15 protein-coding genes and 1 pseudogene are annotated in these 22,694 nt (G+C 66.0%); 7 read left to right on the top strand and 9 right to left on the bottom strand.

Annotated elements, in window-relative coordinates:
• Positions 1-7: 7 nt before the first annotated feature.
• The 3 genes from ACCQ16_RS15040 (at position 8) to ACCQ16_RS15030 (ending at position 2,558) form a co-directional block, all read left to right on the top strand.
• Positions 8-1,195: a chemotaxis protein CheB gene (locus tag ACCQ16_RS15040; protein ID WP_218497146.1), complete on the top strand. Its 1,188-nt coding sequence runs from the start codon at positions 8-10 to the stop codon at positions 1,193-1,195.
• Between the two features lie 33 nt (positions 1,196-1,228).
• Positions 1,229-1,705, top strand: a complete 477-nt coding sequence (locus ACCQ16_RS15035; protein WP_008575177.1) for a chemotaxis protein CheW — start codon at positions 1,229-1,231, stop codon at positions 1,703-1,705.
• A 229-nt stretch (positions 1,706-1,934) separates the two neighbouring features.
• On the top strand, positions 1,935-2,558 hold the full coding sequence (locus ACCQ16_RS15030; protein WP_122273521.1) for a GNAT family N-acetyltransferase: 624 nt from the start codon (positions 1,935-1,937) through the stop codon (positions 2,556-2,558).
• Here ACCQ16_RS15030 and ACCQ16_RS15025 read toward each other — a convergent pair.
• The 3 genes and pseudogenes from ACCQ16_RS15025 to ACCQ16_RS15015 all read right to left on the bottom strand — a co-directional run bounded on the left by ACCQ16_RS15025 (position 2,526) and on the right by ACCQ16_RS15015 (position 6,432).
• Positions 2,526-2,742: pseudogene (locus tag ACCQ16_RS15025) on the bottom strand (hypothetical protein). The gene ACCQ16_RS15030 and the pseudogene ACCQ16_RS15025 sit on opposite strands and share 33 nt — an antisense overlap.
• Before the next feature lie 1,582 nt (positions 2,743-4,324).
• The gene (locus ACCQ16_RS15020; RefSeq protein WP_033837329.1) at positions 4,325-4,897 is read right to left on the bottom strand and encodes a sigma-70 family RNA polymerase sigma factor; all 573 of its coding nucleotides are present in this window, start codon (positions 4,895-4,897) and stop codon (positions 4,325-4,327) included.
• Positions 4,898-4,926: 29 nt separating this feature from the next.
• Positions 4,927-6,432 (bottom strand): vWA domain-containing protein, encoded by a 1,506-nt coding sequence (locus ACCQ16_RS15015; RefSeq protein WP_372380354.1) that lies wholly within the window; start codon positions 6,430-6,432, stop codon positions 4,927-4,929.
• 810 nt (positions 6,433-7,242) lie between these two features.
• Between ACCQ16_RS15015 and ACCQ16_RS15010 the strand changes: the two genes are divergently transcribed.
• Positions 7,243-8,307, top strand: coding sequence for a glycosylasparaginase (locus tag ACCQ16_RS15010; RefSeq protein WP_011348236.1), 1,065 nt, complete (start codon positions 7,243-7,245; stop codon positions 8,305-8,307).
• A complete protein-coding gene (locus ACCQ16_RS15005) occupies positions 8,304-9,035 on the top strand; it encodes a copper homeostasis protein CutC (protein WP_136732826.1) in 732 nt (243 codons plus the stop codon). Before ACCQ16_RS15010 ends, ACCQ16_RS15005 begins: the two co-directional genes overlap by 4 nt.
• 101 nt (positions 9,036-9,136) lie before the next feature.
• On the opposite strand, the gene xopL is transcribed toward ACCQ16_RS15005, so the two are convergent.
• Together xopL and ACCQ16_RS14995 are read right to left on the bottom strand one after the other, a co-directional pair.
• Positions 9,137-10,870 (bottom strand): type III secretion system leucine-rich repeat domain-containing effector XopL, encoded by a 1,734-nt coding sequence (gene xopL / locus ACCQ16_RS15000; RefSeq protein ID WP_277572781.1) that lies wholly within the window; start codon positions 10,868-10,870, stop codon positions 9,137-9,139.
• 355 nt (positions 10,871-11,225) lie between these two features.
• The gene (locus tag ACCQ16_RS14995; RefSeq protein WP_029819973.1) at positions 11,226-12,386 is read right to left on the bottom strand and encodes a sialidase family protein; all 1,161 of its coding nucleotides are present in this window, start codon (positions 12,384-12,386) and stop codon (positions 11,226-11,228) included.
• Between the two features lie 394 nt (positions 12,387-12,780).
• Here ACCQ16_RS14995 and ACCQ16_RS14990 point away from each other — a divergent pair, with 394 nt between their 5' ends.
• Positions 12,781-13,110 carry a RebB family R body protein gene (locus tag ACCQ16_RS14990; RefSeq protein ID WP_057680672.1) on the top strand — a complete coding sequence of 110 codons (330 nt, stop codon included), beginning with the start codon at positions 12,781-12,783 and terminating at the stop codon, positions 13,108-13,110.
• A 57-nt stretch (positions 13,111-13,167) separates the two neighbouring features.
• On the opposite strand, the gene ACCQ16_RS14985 is transcribed toward ACCQ16_RS14990, so the two are convergent.
• Positions 13,168-13,368, bottom strand: coding sequence for a hypothetical protein (locus ACCQ16_RS14985; RefSeq protein WP_008572048.1), 201 nt, complete (start codon positions 13,366-13,368; stop codon positions 13,168-13,170).
• Between the two features lie 506 nt (positions 13,369-13,874).
• Between ACCQ16_RS14985 and xopK the strand changes: the two genes are divergently transcribed.
• Complete coding sequence (xopK, locus tag ACCQ16_RS14980; RefSeq protein ID WP_301541712.1) at positions 13,875-16,544, top strand: type III secretion system effector XopK; 2,670 nt, start codon at positions 13,875-13,877, stop codon at positions 16,542-16,544.
• A gap of 46 nt (positions 16,545-16,590) precedes the next feature.
• Here xopK and ACCQ16_RS14975 read toward each other — a convergent pair whose 3' ends face one another.
• The 3 genes from ACCQ16_RS14975 to ACCQ16_RS14965 form a co-directional block, all read right to left on the bottom strand.
• Entirely contained in the window at positions 16,591-18,426 is a 1,836-nt protein-coding gene (locus tag ACCQ16_RS14975) for a glycoside hydrolase family 35 protein (RefSeq protein ID WP_031423712.1), read from the bottom strand.
• 310 nt (positions 18,427-18,736) lie between these two features.
• Complete coding sequence (locus tag ACCQ16_RS14970) at positions 18,737-21,079, bottom strand: GH92 family glycosyl hydrolase (RefSeq protein ID WP_338339053.1); 2,343 nt, start codon at positions 21,077-21,079, stop codon at positions 18,737-18,739.
• 106 nt (positions 21,080-21,185) lie between these two features.
• Complete coding sequence (locus ACCQ16_RS14965; RefSeq protein ID WP_277572580.1) at positions 21,186-22,649, bottom strand: glycoside hydrolase family 125 protein; 1,464 nt, start codon at positions 22,647-22,649, stop codon at positions 21,186-21,188.
• Positions 22,650-22,694 lie beyond the last annotated feature (45 nt).

Below are 22,694 nucleotides of genomic sequence, written 5' to 3'. Positions count from 1 at the left end.
TGGCGCAATGGGAACTCCGGTTGCTTTGCTGGGTCGTCCCGGTCAGGCGCGCGAGCGCCTGCGCGAGGCGCTTGGCCTGGCCGGCGCGCAGGTGGTGCTGGAAGACGAGCCAGCGGCGGTCGACGTGCAGATGCTGCGCGACGCCGAGCCGGTAGCCGTGCTGGTCGCACTCGAACCGTCGATCGAAGACGCGCTCGAAGCGCTGGAGCCGGCCTTCAACATGCCCGGTGTCACCGTGATCTTCGACGAGGCCGAACTGACGGTGCGCCGCGAGGGCTGGGAAGCGCAGCGCTGGGTGCGCCATCTGGCCGCCAAGCTACACGGCCACGCCGACGTGCTGCCGCCGGGCACCGAAAGCGAGCCCTCGCTGCAGCCCGAGCCCGGCCTGACGCTGGCACCGCAGCAGCATTCGGACCTGCAACTGGATCAACACCTGGAAGCGGCCGCGCACGCGTTCGACAGCGTGCCCGGCGATGCCTTGTTCGCGCATGCCTCCATGCAGGAGGCGGCACCGGCCGCTGTGGAAAAGCCGGGGCTGACGCTGGGCGATTCCAGTACCTGGGGCCTGGTGGACGAGGTGGCCGTGGTGGTGCGCCCGCGCGCCGAACCCGATGTGGCGGCCCTGTCCACCGGCGGCTTGTCGCTGGTGGATCTGGAGCACAGCGGCAGCGTCACCGGCGCTGTGCTGGTCGTCGCTGGCATCGGTGGGCCGGATGCGATCCGTCGCCTGCTGGCCGCCTTGCCGCCGGAATTCCCGCGTGCGGTGCTGGTGCGCATGACCCTGGATGGCGGCCAGTACGGCAACCTGGTGCGGCAGATGGGGCGCGTGTCTGCGTTGCCGGTCGAACTGGGTGAAGCGGGGCAGGTGGTCGCACCAGGCAAGGTGTATGTGCTCTCCGACGAGGTCGGCGTGCAACAGCATGCCGGCGCGCTGGCGTTCGTGGCACCGGCCGATCCGGCCGGGCTGATCGGCGCGCTGCCGCCGGCCGACAGTGCGGTGCTGATGCTCAGCGGTGCCAACGAGGCGCTGGTGGAGGCATCGCTGGCATTGGCCGAGCAAGGCGGCTGGTTGGCCGGGCAATCCACCGACGGCTGTTACGACCCGGCCGCCGCCGCGCGTCTGGCGCGGCAAGGCATTCTGACCGGCGACCCTGCGCAGTTGGCGCAGGCGCTGGCGCAGCGTTGGCCGGCATAAGCCGGGCGCTCCCATTCGAATCGGAATCATGCGATGAGCTACGCCAATAACGACGAAATCCGCGGCGTCCTGATCCAGGCCGGTAGCGAGCGCGTGCTGCTGCCGAACGCAACGGTGGCCGAGGTGATGTCGCGGGTGGCGGTCGAGCCGCTGCCCGACATGCCGCGCTGGGTGGTCGGGCGCATCGACTGGTACGGCTGGAAGGTGCCGCTGCTGTCGTTCGCGCGCCTCAGCGGCATGGGCGATGAACCCACCGCGGTCAACAACAAGGTCATCGTGTTGAAGGCGCTGGGTGGCAACCCGGCATTGCCGTATTTCGCGCTGCTGACCGCCTCGTTCCCGCAGCTGATTTCGGTGCCGCGCGATGGCCTGCTGGCCGATGCCTCGGAAGATGCGCTGCCCGACGGTGTGCACATGCGCGTGCTGCTGGGCGAGCAAAGCGCGCTGTTGCCGAACCTGGACGCCATCGAAGCGCAGGTCGGCCAGGCGCTTGCGGTCGCTGCCGCCTGAGAGCGGGAGGCCGCCTGCTGCGCTTGCCGTCAGGCGGGTGCAGTGGCCCCGTGCAGCGTGCTGCCGCGCACTGAGCGATGCACAGGGAGGATGTTGCTGACTGTCGGGCGTTCCATCTCACGCACTGGATGACGCCCTGCTTTGGAGACGGCTTGCGGAGCATGATCGGTATGCATCAGCCGGATGCACCTGGCAGCAAGATGACACGCGTGGTTGAGGCGTGGCTGCCATGAGTCTTCCGCTGTTTGCGCCGATCCGCCGCGCCGACGGCGTGGTGCTGTGCGATCTGGCCGTGGTCGATCCGGCTGCAATGGCCGACTACCACACGCGCAACCGCGCTCATCTGGCTGATGCGATGCCGCTGCGGCCGCCCGCGTTCTACACCGTCGAAGGCTGGCGCCGTCTGTGCATGGCATACCGCGGCGCGATCCCTGGCGAGCGCGAGTTGCAACTGGTCTTGTTGCAGGGCGAGCAGGTGATCGGCACCACCGGGTTCACGCAGATCCAGCGCGGCGCCTTCCAGGCGTGCCACATGGGCTATGGCCTGGACGCGGCGCAGCAGGGACGGGGTTTGATCCAGTGGGCAGCCACGCAAGGGATCGCTTTTGCCTTCGGCCAGCTCGGCCTGCACCGGGTGATGGCGCAATACGTTCCGGAGAATCTGCGCAGTGCGCGCGTGCTGCGGCGGCTGGGTTTTCAGATCGAAGGCTATGCGCGGCGCTATCTGCAGTTGAATGGCCACTGGCGCGATCACGTGCTCACCAGCAGATTGCGCGACGACGGCGCGCCTGGCGAAGGCGCGGTGGATGATGAGCCGGGTTTAGGGCGCAGCGCTCGAGAGCTCAAGCCGTAATTCATCGGCGGCTAGCGTGCTGTCTTGCGCAAGCTCGATCTGCGTTGGCCGGCCACGTTGTTTGAATTGCTTGCGCAACTGCGCCGCCCAGGTCTGCACGGCCGATGCACTCGGCGTGGCAGCCATGATGCGGATCGTTATCGGTGTCTGCGTGTTCCCGGAAGCAGCACGGTCCTCCAGCCAATCGCTTGGTGATGTGGAAAGTTTCAGTGAAACAGTGCGGTGTGTCTGCTCGCGCGTGTCTGTCTCGCGCTGTTGCTGTGCCTGCTGTGTCGCAATGCGGGTGGCCGAGGTGGACGACCAGCTGTCGCGTGATGCTCCGGGCTGCGGCTTGCCGGCCTGCGGTTCCGGTCTTGGTGCAGGTGCAGCTGTTGGCGCGGCACGCGAGGTGTTGCGCGATATCACTAGCTCGGTGGTCGCAGGTGCGTTGGCGGCCATGCGTTCGATCCGCAACGATGGATCCTGCGACGGTGCCGGCAATACCGGCAACATCGGCAATTTCGCCGCCGCCGCGGGCGCCGCAGGCGCTGGCGCACGCTCGGTGGGTCGCGGGGCAGGTGCGCTGTTATCCGTGCCTGCCGCGGGCGCACCACTGGCCTTTACATCGTCGTTGTTCGCGGTGATGGGGGCAGGCGGTGGGGGCGGCGCCATCGCGGCGTGCGCATCGTCTTGCGTCGGCTCCGGCACCATTGGCGGTTGGGTGGACGTCATCCCGGTGGGGCGCGCGGAAGCTGGCGGCGTCACCACACGTGCAGGCAGGGGCGCGCTGACCGGGGCCGGCATGGCGGCTGGCGCGAGCTCCTGCAGCGAAGGTGCCGGCTGCCTCTCCACCTGCTGCGCGGAAGTGGGTACGTCGGCGGATGCGGAGGCAGGTCGCTGCGCAACATCTTGGACGCTGCCTTCTGAGGCACGATCTGCTCCGTCTGCCGCAGCGGGGCGCGCGGGAACTCTTCCTGATTCGGCTGCCGCAGGGATCGCCGCAGCCGGTGTGAGCGCATCCGGCACCGGTCGACTGGCCTGCCATTGCAGGCCGAGGCCAACCGCCAGCGTGACCGACGCGGCGAGCGCCAAGGGCGGCATCCAGCGCAGGCGTCGGGCACTGCGTCGAACAGGCGCTGGGCCGATGCCCGATGGCGCCCGTGTAGGGGCTTGCGTTGACGAAGCAGCCGATGCCGGGGTTGAACCCTGCGTCGAAGTTGAAGCAGCAGCGGCATGAAAAGCGGGAGCGTCAGAAGAATCCGGAATCGAGCCGGCTCCCTGAGCCGAAGATCTGCCGGCATCGGCGAGCGAGGAAAGCGGCACTGGGTTGGATGTGCCAGCCGAGGCCGCTGCAGGCACGGATCCAGCCACCGATTCAGGGTTCGACGTACCTGTCACGGCAGGCGCAGCAGGCATGACCGGCACAGCATCGGCAGCATTGCGCATCTGTTGCGCAATCCATTCGCGTGCAGCCTCGCTCAATGGCGCGCCCAGTGTGTGGTCGGCGGTGTCGCCTTGCGCAAGACGTGCCTGCACGGCCGCGCGTTGTGCAGCCTGCGTCTGTTCGGCTTGCGCTGCTGCGGCAGCAAACAGGCTGGCCATGGTGGCAGGCGCTTCAAACTGCAAGGTGTCCTGTGTCGCGGTCGCTGCAGCGCGCTCGGCTTCTGCCTCTTGCGCGGCGTGTGCAAACCAGGCATCCATCGACGCGGGCGGGGCATGCAGCGGCAGCGCACGCAGCAAGGCAGCAAGGCCATCATGCCCGGCAAGGAAACGATCGAAGGACGTGCTCACGGCGCGGCCTCCAGGCTCACGCGCAGCTTTGCGAAGGCGTAGCGCAGCCGGCTCTTGACCGTTTCGAAGCCTTCGCCGATCACATGCGCGATCTCTTCGATGCCCAGCTCGGCGAAGAAGCGCAGCACCACCACTTCCCGTTGCGCATCCGGCAGTGCCATCAGTGCGGCACGCACGCGATGTTGTTGCTGGCCGAGCATGGCCAGGCGCTCGGCGCTCAGCTCGTCGTCGGGCAACTGCAGATGCACATCGTCCAGCGCCACCGAGGTGGCGTGGTATGCGCTGCGCCGGGTGTCGCGCCAGGCATTGCGGCCGATCTGGAACAGAAAGCTGGTGAAGGCGGCCTGCCCGGGGCGATAGTCGCTACAGCGGGTCATCAGCTTGACCCAGGTTTTCTGCGCCAGGTCTTCGGCCTCGCTCAGATTGCCTTCGCACAACCAGGCCAGGAAGTTGAACAAGGCGCGGTTGTGGCGCTTGAACAATTCGGTCGCCGGTTGTTCGACAAAGCCATTGGCGACGAGGAGCATGAGCTCCTCGTCGGGAAGATGCGCAAGATCGGCAGGATGCATGCGCTCAGTATAGGCAGGCGCTGCGCGCATCAGTCGGTGTCGGCGAGTGGCCGGGTGCTCAGTGCGTCGGCCTGCTGCACCAGTTGCAGGAAGTCGGCGCGATAGCCGAAACGGTCGCTGCCCAGGCTGCCGGCGGCCAGGGCGCGCACCTGCGGGTAATCCCAGCCCCGCAGCTGGTTGCCGCCACGCAGGCGCTGCCCGAAACCGGCCACCGCTGCAGAAAAACGGAAGGTATCGCTGGTGGCATTCAGTGCCTTGCGTTGACTGCTGCGTACCACCGTGTCCAGCAACTGGCTGCGCTGTGCATCGGGCCGCTTGTAGCGCAGTTTGATGTGCGCCAGCTCGCCGTTGAGGGGCCGTGCCTGCGTACGCTGTGCGGCGCTTGCGTAGCGCAGCGGGTCGACCGATGCGGTGCCGTCGGCCGGGGTGATTTCGTACAAGGCGGTGACGGTATGGCCGGCGCCGATGTCGCCCGCATCGACCTGATCGTTGTTGAAGTCCTCATCGCGCAGCGCACGGTTTTCGTAGCCGATCAGGCGATATTCCTTGACGGTGTTCGGATTGAATTCGACCTGGATCTTGACGTCGCGCGCGATGGTCGCCAGCGTGGCGCCCAGCTCGTGGGTGAGCACCTTGCGCGCTTCCAGCGCGGTGTCGATGTAGGCGTAGGCACCGTCGCCGGCATCGGCCAACTGCTCCATCAGGTTGTCGTTGTAGTTGCCGGTACCGAAGCCGAGCGTGGACAGTGCGATACCGGAGCGGCGCTTTTCGGCCACCATGCCCTTGAGCTGATCGAAGTTGGTGACGCCGACATTGAAGTCGCCATCGGTGGCGAGCAGGATGCGATTGATGCCACCACGCAGATAGCCTTGCTGCGCGGCTTTGTAGGCGAGCTCGATCCCGCTGGCGCCGGCGGTGGACCCGCCCGATTGCAAGGCATCGATGGCTTCGACGATGCGCCCCTGCTGATCGCCCGGCGTGGGCGGCAGCACCACCGATGTGTTGCCGGCGTAAGTCACCAGCGTGATGCGATCTTGCGCGCGCAGCTGGCGCACCAGCAGCTTGAGCGAGGATTGCAGTAACGGCAGCTTGTCCGGCGCGTCCATCGAGCCGGAGACGTCGACCAGAAAGACCAGGTTGGCGGGCGGTAGATCGGCGGTGGCGATGTCGCGGCCGGCGATGCCTACGCGCAGCAGCAGGCTGTCCTTGTTCCATGGTGTAGTCGCCAGTTCGGTACGCACGGCGAAGGGTTGGCCATTGGTCGGCGCCGGGTCGTCGTAGCGGAAATAGTTGATCAATTCTTCCACGCGGACGGCATCCGCTGGTGGCAGGCTGCCTGCGTTGAGGAACCGCCGCACATTGCTGTAGCTGCCGGTGTCGACGTCGATACTGAAGGTGGAGATCGGGTGTTGCGCGGCTTGTACGATGGCGTTGTCGTCGATGTGTTGGTAGCGCTCGCGGTCTTGGGCAGGCGCGGGTGCCACTGGCGGCATCGGCATTCGGCTATCGAGAACCGGGCGATGGGCCATCAGCATCGCTGCCGGTGCCTGACGTGACAGGTGGCTGGCGCTGACCGGGGCCGGCATCGCTTCGATGGGGGGCGACGGCGGGCTAGGCGCCGATGGCGCTTGCAGTGCATGCGCGGGGGCAGGTGCTGCGAGCTGCGCTTGCGGCCTGACTTCAGGGAGCGCGTCGGTCTGGTTAGCTGGCTGCGGTGGCTGCGCTGTCGCGGGTGGTGGTGCGGACTCGCTGCGTGATGGTTCGTGCGGCGGTGCAGTGGGTTCGTGCGAGCAGGCGCCCAGCAACAAGGCGAGCGCAATCAGGCTGTGACGTGACATGGGAATCCTTTGCGTGGCGAGGTGGGATGGATGGACAACCGGACAGCCCGAGGTCGCCGTGCACTGCGCCTCTGTCAGTGAAACGGGCGAGTGCGGCGAATGGGGTTAACCGGTCGGAAAATTTTTTTGCCGGCCATGCCTGGGCTGCGGCGGTGCCGCCGGACCTCACTCCCAACCGTCTGACGACAAGGGGGCTCTCGCTCCGACGGAGCTGGCGCGAAGCGCGGATGCTGGGCGACGAAGGGGAAGGCCCAGGCTGGCTCGTCCGTTGGTCCAGCCCCGAGCCAATCGTGGCTGCGCATCGCATCGTCCGTCGCTTGCCGCCAGCCACATCCATGCATCGGATGCGCAGCGGCCGAGACAGGGTTAGCCCAGCCAAGCAAGGGTTGTGCACGGATCCGCATGCGACAACACCGCAAGAAGGTTTATCCGCACGTCATGCTGTCGCATGATGGAAGGCTGGTGCCGCACTGCGCGGCCGCCCGTTTCCGTCATGGAGTCATCCGCATGCTTCAACGTCGTCACTTCCTCAAGAGCGCCACGCTGGGCGCGATTGCGTCCGGGTTGGCCGGCTGGGGCGCCCGCGCGCAAGCCGCGGCAGGCGCCACGCCGGGCGCGCGGCCGACGGCGCTGCCGCGTGGAGCGGCGCGGGTGATTTCCACCTGGGATTTTGGCGTTGCCGCCAATCAGGAAGCCTGGAAGATTCTCAGCAGCGGCGGTCTTGCGCTGGATGCGGTGGAGGCCGGCGTGCGAGTGCCGGAAGCGGACCCGAGCAATCCCACCGTCGGCCTGGGCGGTTATCCGGACCGCGATGGCCGGGTCACCCTGGACGCCTGCATCATGGACCACCTGGGCAATTGCGGCGCGGTGGCATCGCTGGAAGACGTGGTGCACGCCATTTCGGTGGCGCGTGCGGTGATGGAGAAAACGCCGCACGTGATGTTGGTAGGCGATGGTGCGCGTCAATTCGCCTTCGAACAGGGGTTTCCGAAAACCAAGCTGTTGACCCCAAGCTCCGAAGCGGCCTGGAAAGAGTGGTTGAAGACTTCCAAGTATTCGCCAGAAGCCAATGTCGAAAATCGTGCGTGGCGCGATGCCAAGTTGCCCGGCGGCAAGGACAATCACGACACCATCGGCATGCTGGCGCTGGATACGCACGGCAATCTATCCGGTGCATGCACCACCAGCGGCATGGCGTGGAAAATGCACGGCCGCGTGGGCGACAGCCCGATCATTGGTGCGGGCCTGTACGTGGACAACGAAGTGGGCGGTGCGACCTCGACTGGTGTGGGCGAGGAGGTGATCCGCAACGTCGGCAGTTTTGCGGTAGTGGAAATGATGCGGCAGGGCAAGTCGCCGGCCGATGCCTGCCGCGAGGTGGTGATGCGGCTGATCCGTCGCAAGCCGGAGCTGACGCGCACATTGCAGGTCGGCTTTCTGGCAATGAACAAGCGCGGCGAAGTGGGTGCGTTCGCGATCCAGAAGGGCTTCAGTTACGCGGTGTGCGACGCGCAGCGGCAGGATCTGCTGGTGCCTGGGCAGAGCCATTACACCAGCGAGCCGGCGGCATGAGCGCGTTAGGGTTGGAGGTGGCTGCCGATTCGGTGGCCTCGGCATTGGCCGCGCAAGCAGGCGGTGCAATGCGCGTGGAGCTGTGCGGCGGGCTGGATGGCGGTGGGCTGACACCATCGTTCGGCACGTTGGCGGTGGTGCGCGAGCGTTTGCGGATTCCGTTGTATGTGCTGATTCGTCCGCGCGTGGGCGACTTCGTGTTCGACGCCGCAGAAGTCGAGGTGATGCGCCGCGATGTGGAGCAGTGCGTGCGGCTTGGTTGCGATGGCGTGGTCCTTGGCGCGCTGGACCGGCATGGGCAGGTCGATCTGGCGACAATGCGCGTGTTGATGCAGGCAGCAGGGCCGTTGGGGGTGACGTTTCATCGTGCGATCGATGTCAGTGCCGATCCGTCGCGTGTGCTGGAGGATGCGATCGCGCTGGGGTGCGAGCGGGTGCTGACCTCGGGTGCACGTGCGAGTGCGCTGGAGGGAATCGACACCATTGCCGCGTTGGTGCGGCAGGCAGCCGGGCGCATCGGCATCATGCCCGGTGCCGGGCTTTCCGAGCACAACATCCGCACCCTGCGGCAGCACACCGGCGCCCACGAATTCCATGCGTCGGCGCGTGGCGTGATCGCCGCCCAGGTGCCGTCGCCGCACCCGTATATCCGCGATCTGGGCGGCGACTACCAACGGACCGATACCGCGCGGGTACAACGGATGGTAGACGCGTTGCAACAGGCGTGAAACGCGCGCAACGCCCCGTTCGCCAGGGAGGCGCTGCCCGCGTTGCGCAGGCACGCTGAGGGCGATGCTCGATGGGCTGCTGCGCCTGTCGCGTTGGCTCTCTACTGATGGCCTGAAGGTTCCGGGCTTGTCTGCTGTTCGCTATCAGAGTCGTCGCTGACCTGCTCGGGAATGTGCACAGCGAGCTCGGGAAAGCGCGCGCGGTCTTGCGGGTGTGCGTGGACGATCAGCTCACGGGTCTTCCACATCTGCACTGCCTTGGCCAATGTCGCTACGTCGAGCGGGCTTCCTTCGTGATAAACGAACTGCCCGAGATGATCGACGATGCCCAGGTGTGCGCTCTTCTGCGCCTTCCAGTTGCTGACGTTCGTGTAGTGGCGGGCGAGGCCTTCCTCGCTCGGGTCTTCGATTCTGGGGGATGGGCCTGCCATGTCGCTTACCCGTTGCAGGAACTCAAGATCCCTGCTTTCTGCCAGCATGTCCCGCAATGCCGGAACTTGGCCGAAGGTGGTGACATCGGTAGGGCGTTTTCCTGGGAGATAGGATGGAGCACCTTCCAGAAAGGGATTTCTTTCTTCATCGATGACCGTGCTCAGCATGGCCTGTGCGGTGTGTTCGATGCGTTCGAGCGCAACCTTGTTCAGTTCGAGCGCAACCGTGCGAAGCAGTTCGGTGGTGGTCGCCAAAGAGGATGCCCTGGCGCGATTGCTGGCACCAGGGGACGAGAGAATTGGGGTGGTCGGGCCAGTCCGCCCTGGTTCCGCGGGGCGCGCAACTGGACGATGCTGGTCGAGCTGCGCTTGGAGATGCGGCGGCACCAGGATGATGCAGTTGTCAGGTAATTGGGCGATCAACGAGGGCAGTCTGGAGAGATTGACGCAACCTCGCAGATCGAGTTTTTCCAGCTGCGTCAGGCGGTGAATGTCCAGTGGCAGCGTGAGCAGGTTGCTGCAGTCTTTCAGAATCAGTCGCTTCAGTGGCGCACGGCCGCCGAAAATCGGCGGATAGTTGCGCAGCGCGGTACAGCCCCGCAAATCAAGCTCCTCCAACTTTGGCAGGTGATGGATGGCCGGGCCAAGGGCGGACAGCGGGCAGTTGCGTATCTTCAGGCTTTTCAGATTTTGCAGGTTGGCGATGGACGCCGGAAGCGATCTGATCCCGGTCCATTCCAGCCGTAGGCTCTGCAGGTTGACCAAGCCCTGGTGCTCGCCGGATGCATCGGTGCTTGCCAGGGGTTCGGGAAGTTCCGTCAATTCCGGGCAGGCGCGGATGGAGAGCTCGCGTAATCGGTTGAGGCTTGCGATGGATGCCGGTAGCGCGCGAAGCGGATTGCGTGCGAGCGTGAGTGTTTCCAGGCCCGCAAATTGCTGCATGGTGTCCGGGAGCTCCATCAACCCTGCCGCGTCGATCGTCATGTGCTGCAGATGCGAAAGACGGAATGCCTGGTCGGGAAATTGCGGCAGCGGAACTGAGCGCAGCTCCAGCGCGACCCGGCCCGGTTGGGTTGCGTCCTCCAGCAGGTCGGCTGTCGCCTTCAGCGCCCGGCCTGTGCGTGTCTCGATCTGCGGGTTGTTGCTGTTGGCCTGGCGCCATGCGCTGTGCCAGCGATTGCGATCTGCGTTGTAGTGGCGTTGCCATTGCGACAGGACGTCGCGGTACGGGCGAAGCGCTGTGGAGCGCCGTAAGGGTGACGCGCCCTCGGTTGGTGGCATACGGGGGCGCACCGGCCGCAAGTGTTGCGAGTCGGTGGTGACGGAGTGGAAGCGAGCGCGTTCTATGTCGCTGAGCTGTGGCAACTGAGGCGTCCGCAAAGGATGTAAAGCCGCCTCGTTCATCCGCGCGGCGCTGCCGGATCCGCCGTAGGGAAGCGGGCGGGCGGAGGTGGTTGGCCGGCGAGAGGTCTCGGCAGCGGCAGGCATTGCTGGCGGTCGCCCGGACCGGTCGCCAGGCACATATCTGGTCAGGCCGCCGAGCATGCCGGTAGGGCGCTCGGGCGCGGGGTGTGCGGGTGGGGCAGTGCGCGCGGGCGCATCCGCATCGGACGTAGTCTGCTCCCGCAGTCCGAAAGGCGCGCCCGGCGGGCGTGGTTGATCGACGCGTCGCATCGCATTCCTCGTCTTGGCTGTCGCTCGATGACGATGATTGGCACGCAACGCGATGGGCGAATCGCCAGGGGCGAAGCCATCGTCATCATGACGAAGGATCAGCCGCGTGGCCGCATGCCGTTGTGCAGCGCTCAGACAGCGTGGCGGGGGCGGGTGCCTGGCAGGGGCTGCATGCGCCGAACCGCGTGGGATCGAGCACCACATGCTTGATCCGTCGCCGCTTCCAGGTGTAGCTGACATGCACCAACCCATCGCGGGTCTGGATCACAGCCGGATAAGAAAATTCATCATGGGCGCTGTCTTCCAGCGTCAGCACGCGTTGCCAGTGCACGCCATCGTTGGAGACGGCAACGGCCAGCGTACCGCGGCCGTCCCACCAATCCTTGCCGGCAATGGCGGGGTTGTAGACCAGTAACGCACGGCCGTCGCGCAGCATCACCGCGTCGGTGCCCGAGTTCGGGTTTTCCACGTCCAGCAAGTGCATGGGCTGCCAATGCAGGCCGCCATCGAGCGAGAACGTGCTGAAAAGCTTGTTTTGCTGGCTGCGGCCCAACGCCTGCAGACGGCCATCCGGATATAGCAGCAGGCTGGGCTGGATCGCACCGATCGCCTTCGCATCGTTGAGCGGCATGCCGCGTTGCCAGTGCGCGCCGTCGTCGTCGCTCCATTCCAGGTGGGCGCGCCAGCCGCGGTCTTCGCTGCTGCTGGGCGCCAGGATGCGGCCGTTCGGCAATTGCACCGGCTTGTTCTTGATCGGCCCGAGAATGCCGTCGGGCAACCGCTGCGGTGGCGACCAGTGCGCGCCATCGTCGGTGGAAAGCAGACGCAGCCCCCACCATTGGCGCGGAGTGGGTCCGAGCTTGTAGTACAGCTGCACCGGCCCGGTGGTCGATTGGAACAACACCGGATTCCATGCCGGCACTGCAACGCCATCGACGCCTGCGTGGGCGCCATCGGCAATGCGGCGTGGTGTCTGCCATTGCTGCGGGCCGCGCTGAGCCAGCCAGATGCCGACATCGGCCGCACCTTCGTGCTCGCCGCCGAACCAGGCGGCCAACAGGCGACCATCGCGCGTTTCCAGCAAGGTGGACGCGTGTGCTTGCGGGGTAGGAGCCGGGTCGGCGATGAACTCGCTGAGCACGATCGGCGAGGGCGGCGACGCAGGCGATTGGGCTTGGGCAGCAACTACACCCAGGCTTGCAGCAAGGCTCGCTACGAGGCGGCTCAGCAGGCGTGGCGGATGCATCGTGGTCCGGTCCTGTGCGAAGTTTGAAAGACCTTTTTATTATCTCTTAAATACCACGTGGTCCGTCCTTCGGGCGGCTTGGTCGAATTGCACTGCCAGACATACAGCGATGTGGCCGCTCTGCGTCGGCCTCTACTGGCTGGTGGCACTTGGCCTGACTGGGCGCGACTGTGCGCACGCGCGCACGATCACACAGATGTTGCGACGTGCGCTGAAGCGTGGCGATGCGAGGGTCGAGTTGCGCGCGGGCCGGCCGCTATCGAGATGGCATCGCGAGCGTGGTGTGGCGGTTTGTCAGCGGGGCGTTGCGGGGACATGACCGCGATGCGCTGTTAGCCCCGCTGGGCCGGTACAACGCAGACCGCCGTGCATCCATTCACTCAGGAGGGCGTCGATGGCTTTTCCAACCGCAGTCAATCCGCAGATCACCGATGCCGTCACCCAGGCCAACGTCAAGGTCGTTGGCGAAGCGCCAGCGTTTGCGATGGGTTCGATTTACCAAAGCGTGGCCCATTCGGCCGGCATCCTGTTTCAGAATGCCCTCGCTGCACAACAGCAGCAAACCCCCTTGGCGCAGGCGGCCAACAACCAAGGCGTGATGCAGACCTACGGTGCCGATACCGGCGCTTGCGCGGCAGATGTCGAGAACGTTGCGCAAGGCGGTGCCGCAGAGAATCTGAACAGTCTGCTCACCGTGCTCACCTCGTTCGACACTGCAAAGTAACCGCCCATGGCGACAGCGTCACAGCTGTCGCCATTCTTGCCTGCGCAAATACCTCGCTCAGGCCGCGTTCTCGTCGCGCGCTTGCGGCGGCAGCAGCGTTTGCGGCTTCTTGGCCGATTCGGTCTGGCACAGGAACGTCATCAGGTGTGCGGCTTCGGCACTGCCCATGGGCTTGCTGTGGATCTGCTCGGCGAAGGCGTTCTGGGTGTGCTCGGCAACGGCGGGAACGGACTCTTGTGCAACGGTGGACGACGACATGCAACGCTCCTGGAACCTGCAATCAAGCCGTCTACGTCGCAAGCAAGCGCATCCGTAACGGAGTCAGCCGGTGATATTGCCTGGAATCTGTGCCGTCCGATACCTCGACGGTATGCGGGCGGCGCAGCGGCACCGGACGTTCTGATAACGGCGGCTGCGGCCAGGTCTAAAGCACGATCGGCAGAAAACTGTTCCGGCGGTTATTTCTGATTGCGCAACAGGGCCCAAGGCGATGGGGGCGTTGTGCAAGAACGCGGCGGCTCGACAGCAGGATCCGTGCCCGCGCCTGTGTGGCGCAGTGCCAACTCCGCCAGGCCATCGGTGCGACGTCTTGCATCTTGCCCATCCGGCGTGGAGGTACCCAATGGCCGGCTTTCTCCGGGATAAATCGCGCCACGCGTGGTTGGGCCGGAGAGTTCGTTTACGGAATCGCGTGTTCGTCGCAACAAGACTGGCTGGAGAGGACAGGCGCACCATCGCCGCTTCGCACCGGTTGGAGTTTGCTCATGCGTGTCCAACGATCCACTGCACAGCACCTTGTCACAGGCGATTCTGCTGCGGCCGTTGAAACGCCGCCCGCAGCGGAATCGCCGCAAGATCGACAGGGTTGGCCACTTGGGTTGAAAGTGCTGCAGACCCGGCCACTGCCCAGACGCACACACCGCGATGAGAGCGAGCGACGAGCGCACCACGGAGACGCCAATGCCCGGGTTGCCGAAGCGGAGACCGCCTATGACGTCTTCGTGGTCGCCAAGTACGTGGCCGACCCCTTGCATGGAACCGCGGACAAAACGGCCGAATTGATCAACGACATTCCCCGCCGCGGCGAACCTGAGCAGTCCGCGGACGCTGGGGACTCGGCGCATCCACCCGAGCACTCACCGGCCGAGCATGCAGCGGCACCGGATGGCCACCACCTGCCACACCCACCGCAGAGCGCACATCCCGCACAGCCGCACGCTGCAGATGCCCCGCATGCGCCGACGCCTGAAGGGCACCATGGGCCACACGCCGACGCCGGGCATCCGGCGGATCCGCACGTGGTTGGGCATGCAGCGGAGGACGGCGTCCTGCACGCCCTTGCCGAGGAAGGCGCGCCGGCAGGCACATTCGATCTGGCGATGAGCCTGGGCATCAGCGGCGCGATGCTGCCGCTGTCGAGTCTTGCGATCTATGCCGCGTACAAGGAAACCCGCGAAGTTGCCGAGCAGCGCACGCACTTGCGGCAGCAGGAACGCCGCCTGCGCGCGGAGCAGGCGACACTGCAATCCGCCTTGGGCACGACAGCGCCTGCAGGCGCTGCCAATGCTTACGCGCATGCACTGAGCGAGGCGATCGAGACCAACGCCTACCTGCAGCGGCGAAATACGCGGGACGGCGCCATTGCCGCAACCTCCATGGCCTCGGCCGGGGTGATCTTCACCAAGGCAGCGAGCGAACTCGGCATCCAGGGCGGGCTGGCAATCGCCAGCAAGAGCGCAAATGCGGCGGGCCTGGTGGGCCACAGTGCCGCGGCCGCAGGTGCGGCCTCTGCGGCGGGCATCGCCGGCAGCTTCGTGCTCGCGCCGTTGGCGAGCGTGGCGGCCACCGCATTGGGGGGCACCTTCCTGCACCAGTCGCGTCGGGAAAGGACGCGTGTTGCCGTGGATGTCGGCAGGGTCCAGCGCTTCCTGCAAGATCTCGAACCTGGCGAACTCAGTCCTGGCGCACAGCGCTACCAGCACTTTGTGAACACCAAGTTGGGCAAGTACGACCGCTTTGCGCATCGGTTCAACCAGTGGAACAAGGGCTTTGTCGTGGGTGGAGTCACCTACACCGCCAGTACGTTGACCAAGGTCGGCGTCAGCGCGGCCGTCGTTGCCGGCGCCACGGTGGCCGCCCCGGTGGGCACCGGCCTGATCATCGGCGCAGGCCTGCTCGGTGCGGCCACGATGGGGGTCGGCAGCCATCAGTTCCTGCTGGCGCACGGCAAGCAGAAGCGCTATCGCAGGTACCAGACCGAGGACATGCCCGGCGTCGATCGCGCGCTGCTGGCGGTGGCGGATCTGTTGCCTGCACGCGAGGCGGAGGGTGCGCCATCCCGGGAGGTGCCCAACGTCGCCGACCAGTTGCCGCCAACTGCGGTGGACGTTGCACTGACGCCAGTGGCGGAGGAAGCGGAGGGGAGCGATGAAGACGATATCGTTGCAGAACCCGATCCCGGCCTGGAGCCGAAGCATCGCCAAGGCGCCTCTGCCGCAGGTGATGCGCAACCGGCGATGCCGGAACCCGCCGCTTCGACTGCCGACAGGTCGGGCGCAACAGCAGCAGATGACGTGGTGCCCCACCATGGATTCGAGTTGCGGAGCGCTCTCTACGCCTGCATCGACGGGCAGGAAAAGGCGCTGGACGCGTTTGTGCAGGCCGGTGCCGACGACCTGCAGAAATTGCATCCGGCCAAGCCGCGCTCGACGGATCAGGGCAAGGGCTCGGGTCGACCGGCACCTGCGGCGCCGCTGGGTCGGCGCATCAATGCAGCCCTGCGCGCTGCAGCGAACTATGGACGCGCGGTATTGACCGGCAAGCCGCAGGAGGCGCGAGGCAAGGCGATGCGCAGCCATGCCAAGCACAGCGCGGTGCTGACCGAAACCGCGCTTGCGCAGTGGCTGCAAACGCCCGGCTCGGTGAAGTCGCAGATTGCCTACATGCAATGCTGCCTTGAACTGCAAAAGAAGTATCTCGACGCCAAGCTCAGCGCGCAGGCGGACCTTCCGCAGCCCGACGTGCACGATGATCCGCATTCTCATGACCAAACGCCGGTGGCGACGGTCGATCAGGCTTCGGAACGTTTACTGGCGCAATTGCACCAGGTGCGCACGCGCGACGCCACCCAACAGCGCGCGATCAGCCTGATGCTGCAGGAACTGGAGATGGCCGAGCAGGAACTGGCGAGCCCAGATGTGCGAAGCCAGGCGCGCGCCGCCGCCAGGATGCCCGGTTTGCAGCAGCGCCTGATCCGGGTGCTGACCTCGAACGCGATCGTGCCGCAAGAAGGTGTTGCAGGGTTCGCCCGGTTCTGCATGAAACAGGCCCGTCAGCACACCACCCATGTGCGCGGCACGCTGCTGGCGACCGAAGTCCAGGCAGCACGCATCCGCGAACAGGCGGCTGCCGTAGCCCCTGCGTCCACCACCTGATGGCGGCTGTGCGAGCGAGCACGCGTCTGCAGCCGCCTTGCAAGACTCACTCTTTCGGCGTGAGCCACACCTGCTGCTTCAGGCCGCGCACGCTGGGGGTGGCGACATCGTCCAGGTCGAAGACCACCACCGTGTTGTCACCCTTGCGCTGGAACGGCGCGGGGAAATACAGCGCGGTCTGCGGGCCGATGTTCCAATGGCGGCCCAGGTTGACGCCGTTGGCCCAGGCAAAGCCCTTGCCGAAGGCGCGCATGTCCAGATAGGTGTCGGTCGGCGTGCCGATGCGCAGGGCGCCGCGGTGAAACGCCGGGCCTTGCACTGCCTTGCGGGTCCAGCCGCGGATGCTGTCGGGCGTGCGCATCGGCAGCGGGAAGGCCTGCCAGCCGGTGAGCTGCTGGTTGTCCAGTAGCACCGGGTCCACCAGCCCGGCGCGGCCGTCGGCCATGCGCGTGCCGTAGTTGATGCGGCCGCTGTTTTCGACCAGCACATCCAGGGTGTGCTGGCCTGCAGGAATCTCTACCTCAAGCGACACCTGCTGCAAACGCCGCTCAACGCTGCCGACCGGCCGTTGATCCACGTACACGCGTGCCACATCGCGCACGTCGCCCAGATACAGCGGGCCCTTGCGCGGGCCAGTGACCGTGGTGCGGTAGAGGATGTAGCCATAATCCTGGCCGAACTGTTCCATCGGCTGCGGGGTGTCGATGGCGATCGGCGCGGGCAGGTTGTCCCAGAGCGAGGCCGATTCGCGCAGCGGCGTGGCCGGCAGCGTGGCGGTGGCGATCGGTGCCGGTAATGCGGGCGGTTGCACGCCGGTCACGCGGGCGATGGCATCGCGCATCAACGCGAATTTGGGCGTGGGGTGGCCGGCTTCGTCGAGGATGGCGTCGTAGTCGTAACTGGTGGTCTGCGGCGCGTAGTGGTCGCTGGGATTGTTCTGGAAATTGGCGCCATTCATGAAGCCGAAACTGGTGCCGCCGATGAACATGTAGAGATTGGCCGAGTGGCCCTGGCGCAGGATCCACTCGAACTCGTCGGCCTGTTGCCTGGCATCGGTTGCGGCATGCGGCTTGCCCCAATGGTCGAACCACCCGGCCCAGTATTCGCCGACCATGCGCGGTTGATCGGGGCGGAACTTGATCAGTTTGTCGAATGCGCTCTTGGCCTCGCCGGGTGCGAAGTTCACCACCGCCAGGGTGTCGGGCAAGGTGCCGTTGGCGAGCATGTCGGCGCCATCGGAGGTGAACAGCAAGGCCTTGTCGAAGCCAGCCTTGACGTACATGGCGCGGTTGTCGGCCATGTAGGCGTGATCGTCGGCGTAGGAGCCGTATTCGTTCTCGACCTGCACGGCGATGATCGGCCCGCCGTTATGGTTGAGCAGCGGCTGCACCTGTTTGGCCAACGCATCCAGATAGGACTGGCTGGCGGCGAGAAAGCGCGGATCGCGGCTGCGGACGCGAATATTGCCCTTGCCGAACAACCAGGCCGGGTAGCCGCCGGCTTCCCACTCTGCGCAGGCGTAAGGGCCGGGCCGCAGGATGACGTTGAGGCCCTGCGCGGCGGCTTCGCGCACGAACGCGGCCACATCGTTGTTGCCGGAAAAATCGAACTGGCCTTGCTGCGGTTCCACCAGGTTCCAGAACACGTAGGTCTCTACGGTGTTCAAGCCCAGGGCACGCGCTTTTTGCAGGCGGTCTTTCCAGTAGGCGCGCGGAATGCGCTGGAAATGGATGGCGCCGGAGAGCACTTGATACGGCTTGCCGTCGCGCACGAACTGCGTGCCCTGCGTGCCGAAGGCGGGCCAGGGCTCGGGTGTGGCAGCGGCGACGGGAAGCGCGAGCGCCAGGGCCAGAACCAGGGGAGCAAGAGTGGTACGCAGCATGGAGGTCTCGATGTAGGTGGGCCGGTGGTGCGGGTGGATGGCAGGCGGCGGTGCTCGCGTTCTGCCCTCATCCGCCCTGCGGGCACCTTCTCCCGCTTGCGGGAGAAGGAAGAGCAATACCCGCTTGCGGGAGAAGGAAGAGCAATGCCCGCTTGCGGGAGAAGGGAAGAGCAATCCCCGCCTGCGGAATGAGAAAGCAACTTCCACTGGCAAATGAACAAGCGATCCCTGTTTGCGTACACGGGAAAGGGCGTTCCCCATTCGCGCAGCAAGCACCGAACGCGCCGCTTGTGCAAGCGACGTACTGGCATTACGCGAACGACGGTGGCAGATCCTTCTTGTCTGCGCCGAAGGCCGGGTTAGGCTTGGGCCCCATCGCAAACTCCAGCGTGCCGCCGGCGGCCAGCTCGGTGTGACGTAGCCAGGCGCGGGTGAGCGATTTGCCGTTGAAGGTCAGCGACTGCACGTAAACGTTCTGCGCGCTGTTGTCCTTGGCCACGATGCGCAGCGTGCGGCCATTGCCCACGTCCAGCGTGGCACGCTTGAACAAGGGGCTGCCCACGATGTAGTTGCCGCTGACCGGATCCACCGCATACAGCCCCAGTGCACTGAGCACGAACCAGGCGCTCATCTGCCCGCAGTCTTCGTTGCCGGACAGGCCGTTGCGCGCGTCGTGATACTGCTCGCGCAGCAACCGGCGCACCATCGCTTGGGTCTTGTACGGCTGGCCGGCATAGGCGAACAGATACGCCACATGGTGGCTGGGCTCGTTGCCATGCGCGTACTGGCCGACCATGCCGTCGATATCCGGCGGTGCATCGGCGGGCAGTTCGGAACTGGTGGAAAACAGCTCGTCCAGCTTGGCGACGAAACCGTCGCGGCCGCCGTACAAATCCATGTAGCCGTACAGATCGTGCTGGTTGAGGAAGGTGGCCTGCCAGGCGTTGGATTCGGTGAAATCGCGCCACTTGGCGATGTGGCCCATTCCGCGCGGGTCGAACGGTGTGGCCCAGCTGCCGTCGGCAAGCCGTGCCTGCACGAAGCCGCTGTCGCGATTGAACACGTTGCGGTAGTTGCGCGAGCGTTTGCGCAATGCGCGTGCATCGGCGCTGGCGCCGGCGGCCTGCGCCAGGTGTGCGCAGGCCCAGTCGTCGTAGGCGTATTCGAGCGTGCGGCTGACCGATTCGTCCACTTTGTCTGCGGGGATGTAACCGAGCCTGCGGTACTCGCCCAGGCCGTGGGTGGTGTCGTCCATCGCACGCTTGCGGTACGCCGGCCAGGCGGCCTTGTAGTCGATCCCGGTAAAGCCCTTGGCATGCGCCTCGGCCAGCACCACGGCGGAGTGATAGCCGATCATGCAGCCGGTCTCCACGCCCTGCAGCGGCCAGATGCCCACGCCGTCCGGGCATTCGTTGGCGCCGCGCACCAGGCATTGCACCAGGTCCGGCACGCGCTCGGGCTGGACCAGCGTGAGCAGTGGATGGGCGGCGCGGTAGGTGTCCCACAGCGAGTAGGTGCTGTAGTTGTTGTAGCCCTTCGGCGCGGTGTGGATCTGCAGGTCCATGCCGCGGTAGCGGTTGTCCACATCGGAGAACAGCGTGGGCGCCAGCAGGCTGTGATACAGGCCGGTGTAGAAGATGCGCCGTTGCGCGTCGTCATCGCTGTCGATGCGCACGCGGGCCAGTTCCTTTTCCCAGGCGGCGACCGCTTGCGCATGCACGCGCGCGAAGTCGAAGTCCGGCAATTCGGCGTCCAGATTGGCCAATGCATTGTCGGCGCTGACGGCCGAGATGCCGACCTTGATCAGCAGCGGGGCATCGGCGGCATCGGGGTAATGCAACGCGGCCTTGAGGTGGGTGCCGTCGGTGCTGCGCGTGCCGGCGGGCAGCGGTTGGTCTTCGTTGTACAGCTGCACGTGCTTGAACGGGCGCGACAGGCGCATGGCGAAATAGATGTAGCGGCCCTTGGCCCATTGGTAGACGCGGCGTCCGCCGGTGAGGGTGCGTTCGTCGACCACGCGCAGCTGCGCATCGCTCACGCGGGTGGCAATTTCCGGCTTGTCCTGCATGCCGTGGCACAGGTCCAGCAACACGTGCGCGGGTTTGCCCTTGGGGAAGTGATAGCGGTGCAGGCCGGCCCGCGCGGTGGCGGTGAGTTCGGCATGCACGCCGCTGTCCTTGAGGCGCACGCGGTAGTAACCGGGCGATGCGGCTTCGTCGGCGTGGTCGTAGCGCGAGCGGTAGCCGGCATCCGGGTTGTCGAGCGGGCCGGGCACCAGTTTGACCTCACCGGTGGCGGGCACCAGCAGGACGTCCAGCATGTCGCCGATGCCGGTGCCGGACAGGTGCGTGTGCGAGAAGCCCATGATCGAGCCATCGGACTCGTGATACCCCGAGCACGAATCCCACACCGCGTTATAGGTGTCCGGGCTGAGCTGCACCATGCCGAACGGCAGCGTGGCGCCGGGGAAGGTATGGCCGTGGCCGCCGGTGCCGATGAACACATCCACATGCCGGGTGAGGTCGGCGCGGGCACGCGCGTCGGCCGGAAGCGCGTAATTGCCGGCGCGCGCGCGCGCCAGGCCGGGCAGACCGACGCTGCCAAACAGGGCTGCGGCGATGGCGCCTTGGAGAAAACCGCGTCGTGTTGCCATGTGTGTGATCTCTGATGTCGCGAGGTGGGTGCGCCGTACCCTCATCCGCCCTTCGGGCACTTTCTCCCCATGAAGGGGACCGAGGTCCCGATGGGAGAGGGGAAGGTCAGGCGCTACGCAGCAGCTGGGGTTTGCGTTGATGCAGGTCGATGATCAGTTCGCCGAACAAGGTATTGGCCCAGGCGAACCAGTCGCGGGTGAAGGTGCTCGGGTTGTCCTTGTCGAAGGCCTCGTGCATGAAGCCGGTGCCGGCGTGGGTGGTTTTCAACCATTGCAGGCATTGGCGCAGTTGCGCGTCGTCGTCGCTGACCAGCGCGTACTGAATGATCGACATCGGCCAGATCGTGCCCATGCCGCTGTGCGGGCTGCCGACGCCTTCGGCCGCTTTGCCGCGCGAGAAATACGGGTTGCGTTCGCTCCAGGCCAGCTGGCGCGTGCGCAGGAACACCGGGTCGGCGCGATCGCAGCAGCCCAGGTAGGCCAGGCTGAGCAGACCGGGTGCATTGGCGTCGTCAATGAATAACTGGTTACCGAAGCCGTCCACTTCAAACGCCCAGTACGCCTGCCCGTCGGCATCGCGCTGCTGGCCGAACCGGCGGGTGGCGGTTTCCACTTCGTCGGCCAGCGCGGTGCACTCGGCGGCGAAGGCGGTGTCGCGATGCAAGGCCGTGCTCATCGTGGCCAGCTGCCGCAGCGAGGTGACTGCGAACAGGTTGGCCGGCACGAACAATGGAAACACGCAGGCATCGTCGGAGGGGCGGAACATCGAGTGGATCATGCCGTTGGGCTTGGTCGGCTGGCCGTAGCCTTCCAGCACCAGGGTTTCGGTGGCCAGTGGCGAGGGCCGCTGGAACACGTACGGGCCGCGGTTGTCCTTGCGCTGCTGCTCGCGGAAGGTCTTGACCACCACGTGCATTGCCGCGCGCCAGTCGTCGTCGAACGGTGCGGTGTCGCCGGTGGCGCGCCAGTATTCGTGCGCAATGCGGATGGGGTAGCACAACGAATCCACTTCCCACTTGCGCTCGCCCACGCCCGGCTTCATTTCGGTGATGTCGTTGAGCGACCACTTCAGGCGCTGGGTCTGGCCGTCGGGCAGGAACGCGTTGGCATAGGGGTCGAGCGTGATGCACGCAGCCTGGCGCTGGATCAGGCCATGGAACATGCGCCGCAACGCCGGGTCGCGCCTGGCCAGCGGCACGTACGGGTGCACCTGCGCGGAGGAGTCGCGCAGCCACATCGCGTGGATGTCGCCGGTGATGACGAAGGTGTCCGGCTTGCCGTTGCGGGTGCCGGTTTCCACGGTGGTGTCGAGCGTGTTGGGGTAACAGTTCTCGAACAGCCAGGCCAGTTCGGGGTCGGCGATGCGCGCCTTGATCTGCGCGATCTGCTGCTCGACCGCCTTGCTGACGAAGCGGCGCTGCGCCCTGGGCGGACGCTTGCTGACAAAGCGGCCGGCTGCACTGGACGCGCCGGTGGCGGGCGCGGCCGCGAACGCGGGCAGGGCGCTGGCCAGCAGGCCGGCACCGGCGCTAGCGCCGAGCAACTGAAGGATGTCGCGGCGGGTATGCATGACCTGGAACTCCTTGGATGTCGACAGCAGGCCCGCACGCCAGTG

The sequence above is a fragment of the Xanthomonas sp. NCPPB 1062 genome, assembly GCF_041481705.2.
Classification (GTDB): domain Bacteria; phylum Pseudomonadota; class Gammaproteobacteria; order Xanthomonadales; family Xanthomonadaceae; genus Xanthomonas; species Xanthomonas euvesicatoria.
This window is presented reverse-complemented; position numbering and strand designations above follow the sequence as displayed.

Bases quoted from the DNA above. Each gene is read 5' to 3' on its own strand.
- ACCQ16_RS15040 (WP_218497146.1), top strand. From the start codon at position 8: ATGGGAACTCCGGTTGCTTTGCTGGGTCGTCCCGGTCAGGCGCGCGAG.
- ACCQ16_RS15035 (WP_008575177.1), top strand. From the start codon at position 1,229: ATGAGCTACGCCAATAACGACGAAATCCGCGGCGTCCTGATCCAGGCC.
- ACCQ16_RS15030 (WP_122273521.1), top strand. From the start codon at position 1,935: ATGAGTCTTCCGCTGTTTGCGCCGATCCGCCGCGCCGACGGCGTGGTG.
- ACCQ16_RS15020 (WP_033837329.1), bottom strand. From the start codon at position 4,897: ATGCATCCTGCCGATCTTGCGCATCTTCCCGACGAGGAGCTCATGCTC.
- ACCQ16_RS15015 (WP_372380354.1), bottom strand. From the start codon at position 6,432: ATGCTGATGGCCCATCGCCCGGTTCTCGATAGCCGAATGCCGATGCCG.
- ACCQ16_RS15010 (WP_011348236.1), top strand. From the start codon at position 7,243: ATGCTTCAACGTCGTCACTTCCTCAAGAGCGCCACGCTGGGCGCGATT.
- ACCQ16_RS15005 (WP_136732826.1), top strand. From the start codon at position 8,304: ATGAGCGCGTTAGGGTTGGAGGTGGCTGCCGATTCGGTGGCCTCGGCA.
- xopL (WP_277572781.1), bottom strand. From the start codon at position 10,870: ATGAACGAGGCGGCTTTACATCCTTTGCGGACGCCTCAGTTGCCACAG.
- ACCQ16_RS14995 (WP_029819973.1), bottom strand. From the start codon at position 12,386: ATGCATCCGCCACGCCTGCTGAGCCGCCTCGTAGCGAGCCTTGCTGCA.
- ACCQ16_RS14990 (WP_057680672.1), top strand. From the start codon at position 12,781: ATGGCTTTTCCAACCGCAGTCAATCCGCAGATCACCGATGCCGTCACC.
- ACCQ16_RS14985 (WP_008572048.1), bottom strand. From the start codon at position 13,368: ATGTCGTCGTCCACCGTTGCACAAGAGTCCGTTCCCGCCGTTGCCGAG.
- xopK (WP_301541712.1), top strand. From the start codon at position 13,875: ATGCGTGTCCAACGATCCACTGCACAGCACCTTGTCACAGGCGATTCT.
- ACCQ16_RS14975 (WP_031423712.1), bottom strand. From the start codon at position 18,426: ATGCTGCGTACCACTCTTGCTCCCCTGGTTCTGGCCCTGGCGCTCGCG.
- ACCQ16_RS14970 (WP_338339053.1), bottom strand. From the start codon at position 21,079: ATGGCAACACGACGCGGTTTTCTCCAAGGCGCCATCGCCGCAGCCCTG.
- ACCQ16_RS14965 (WP_277572580.1), bottom strand. From the start codon at position 22,649: ATGCATACCCGCCGCGACATCCTTCAGTTGCTCGGCGCTAGCGCCGGT.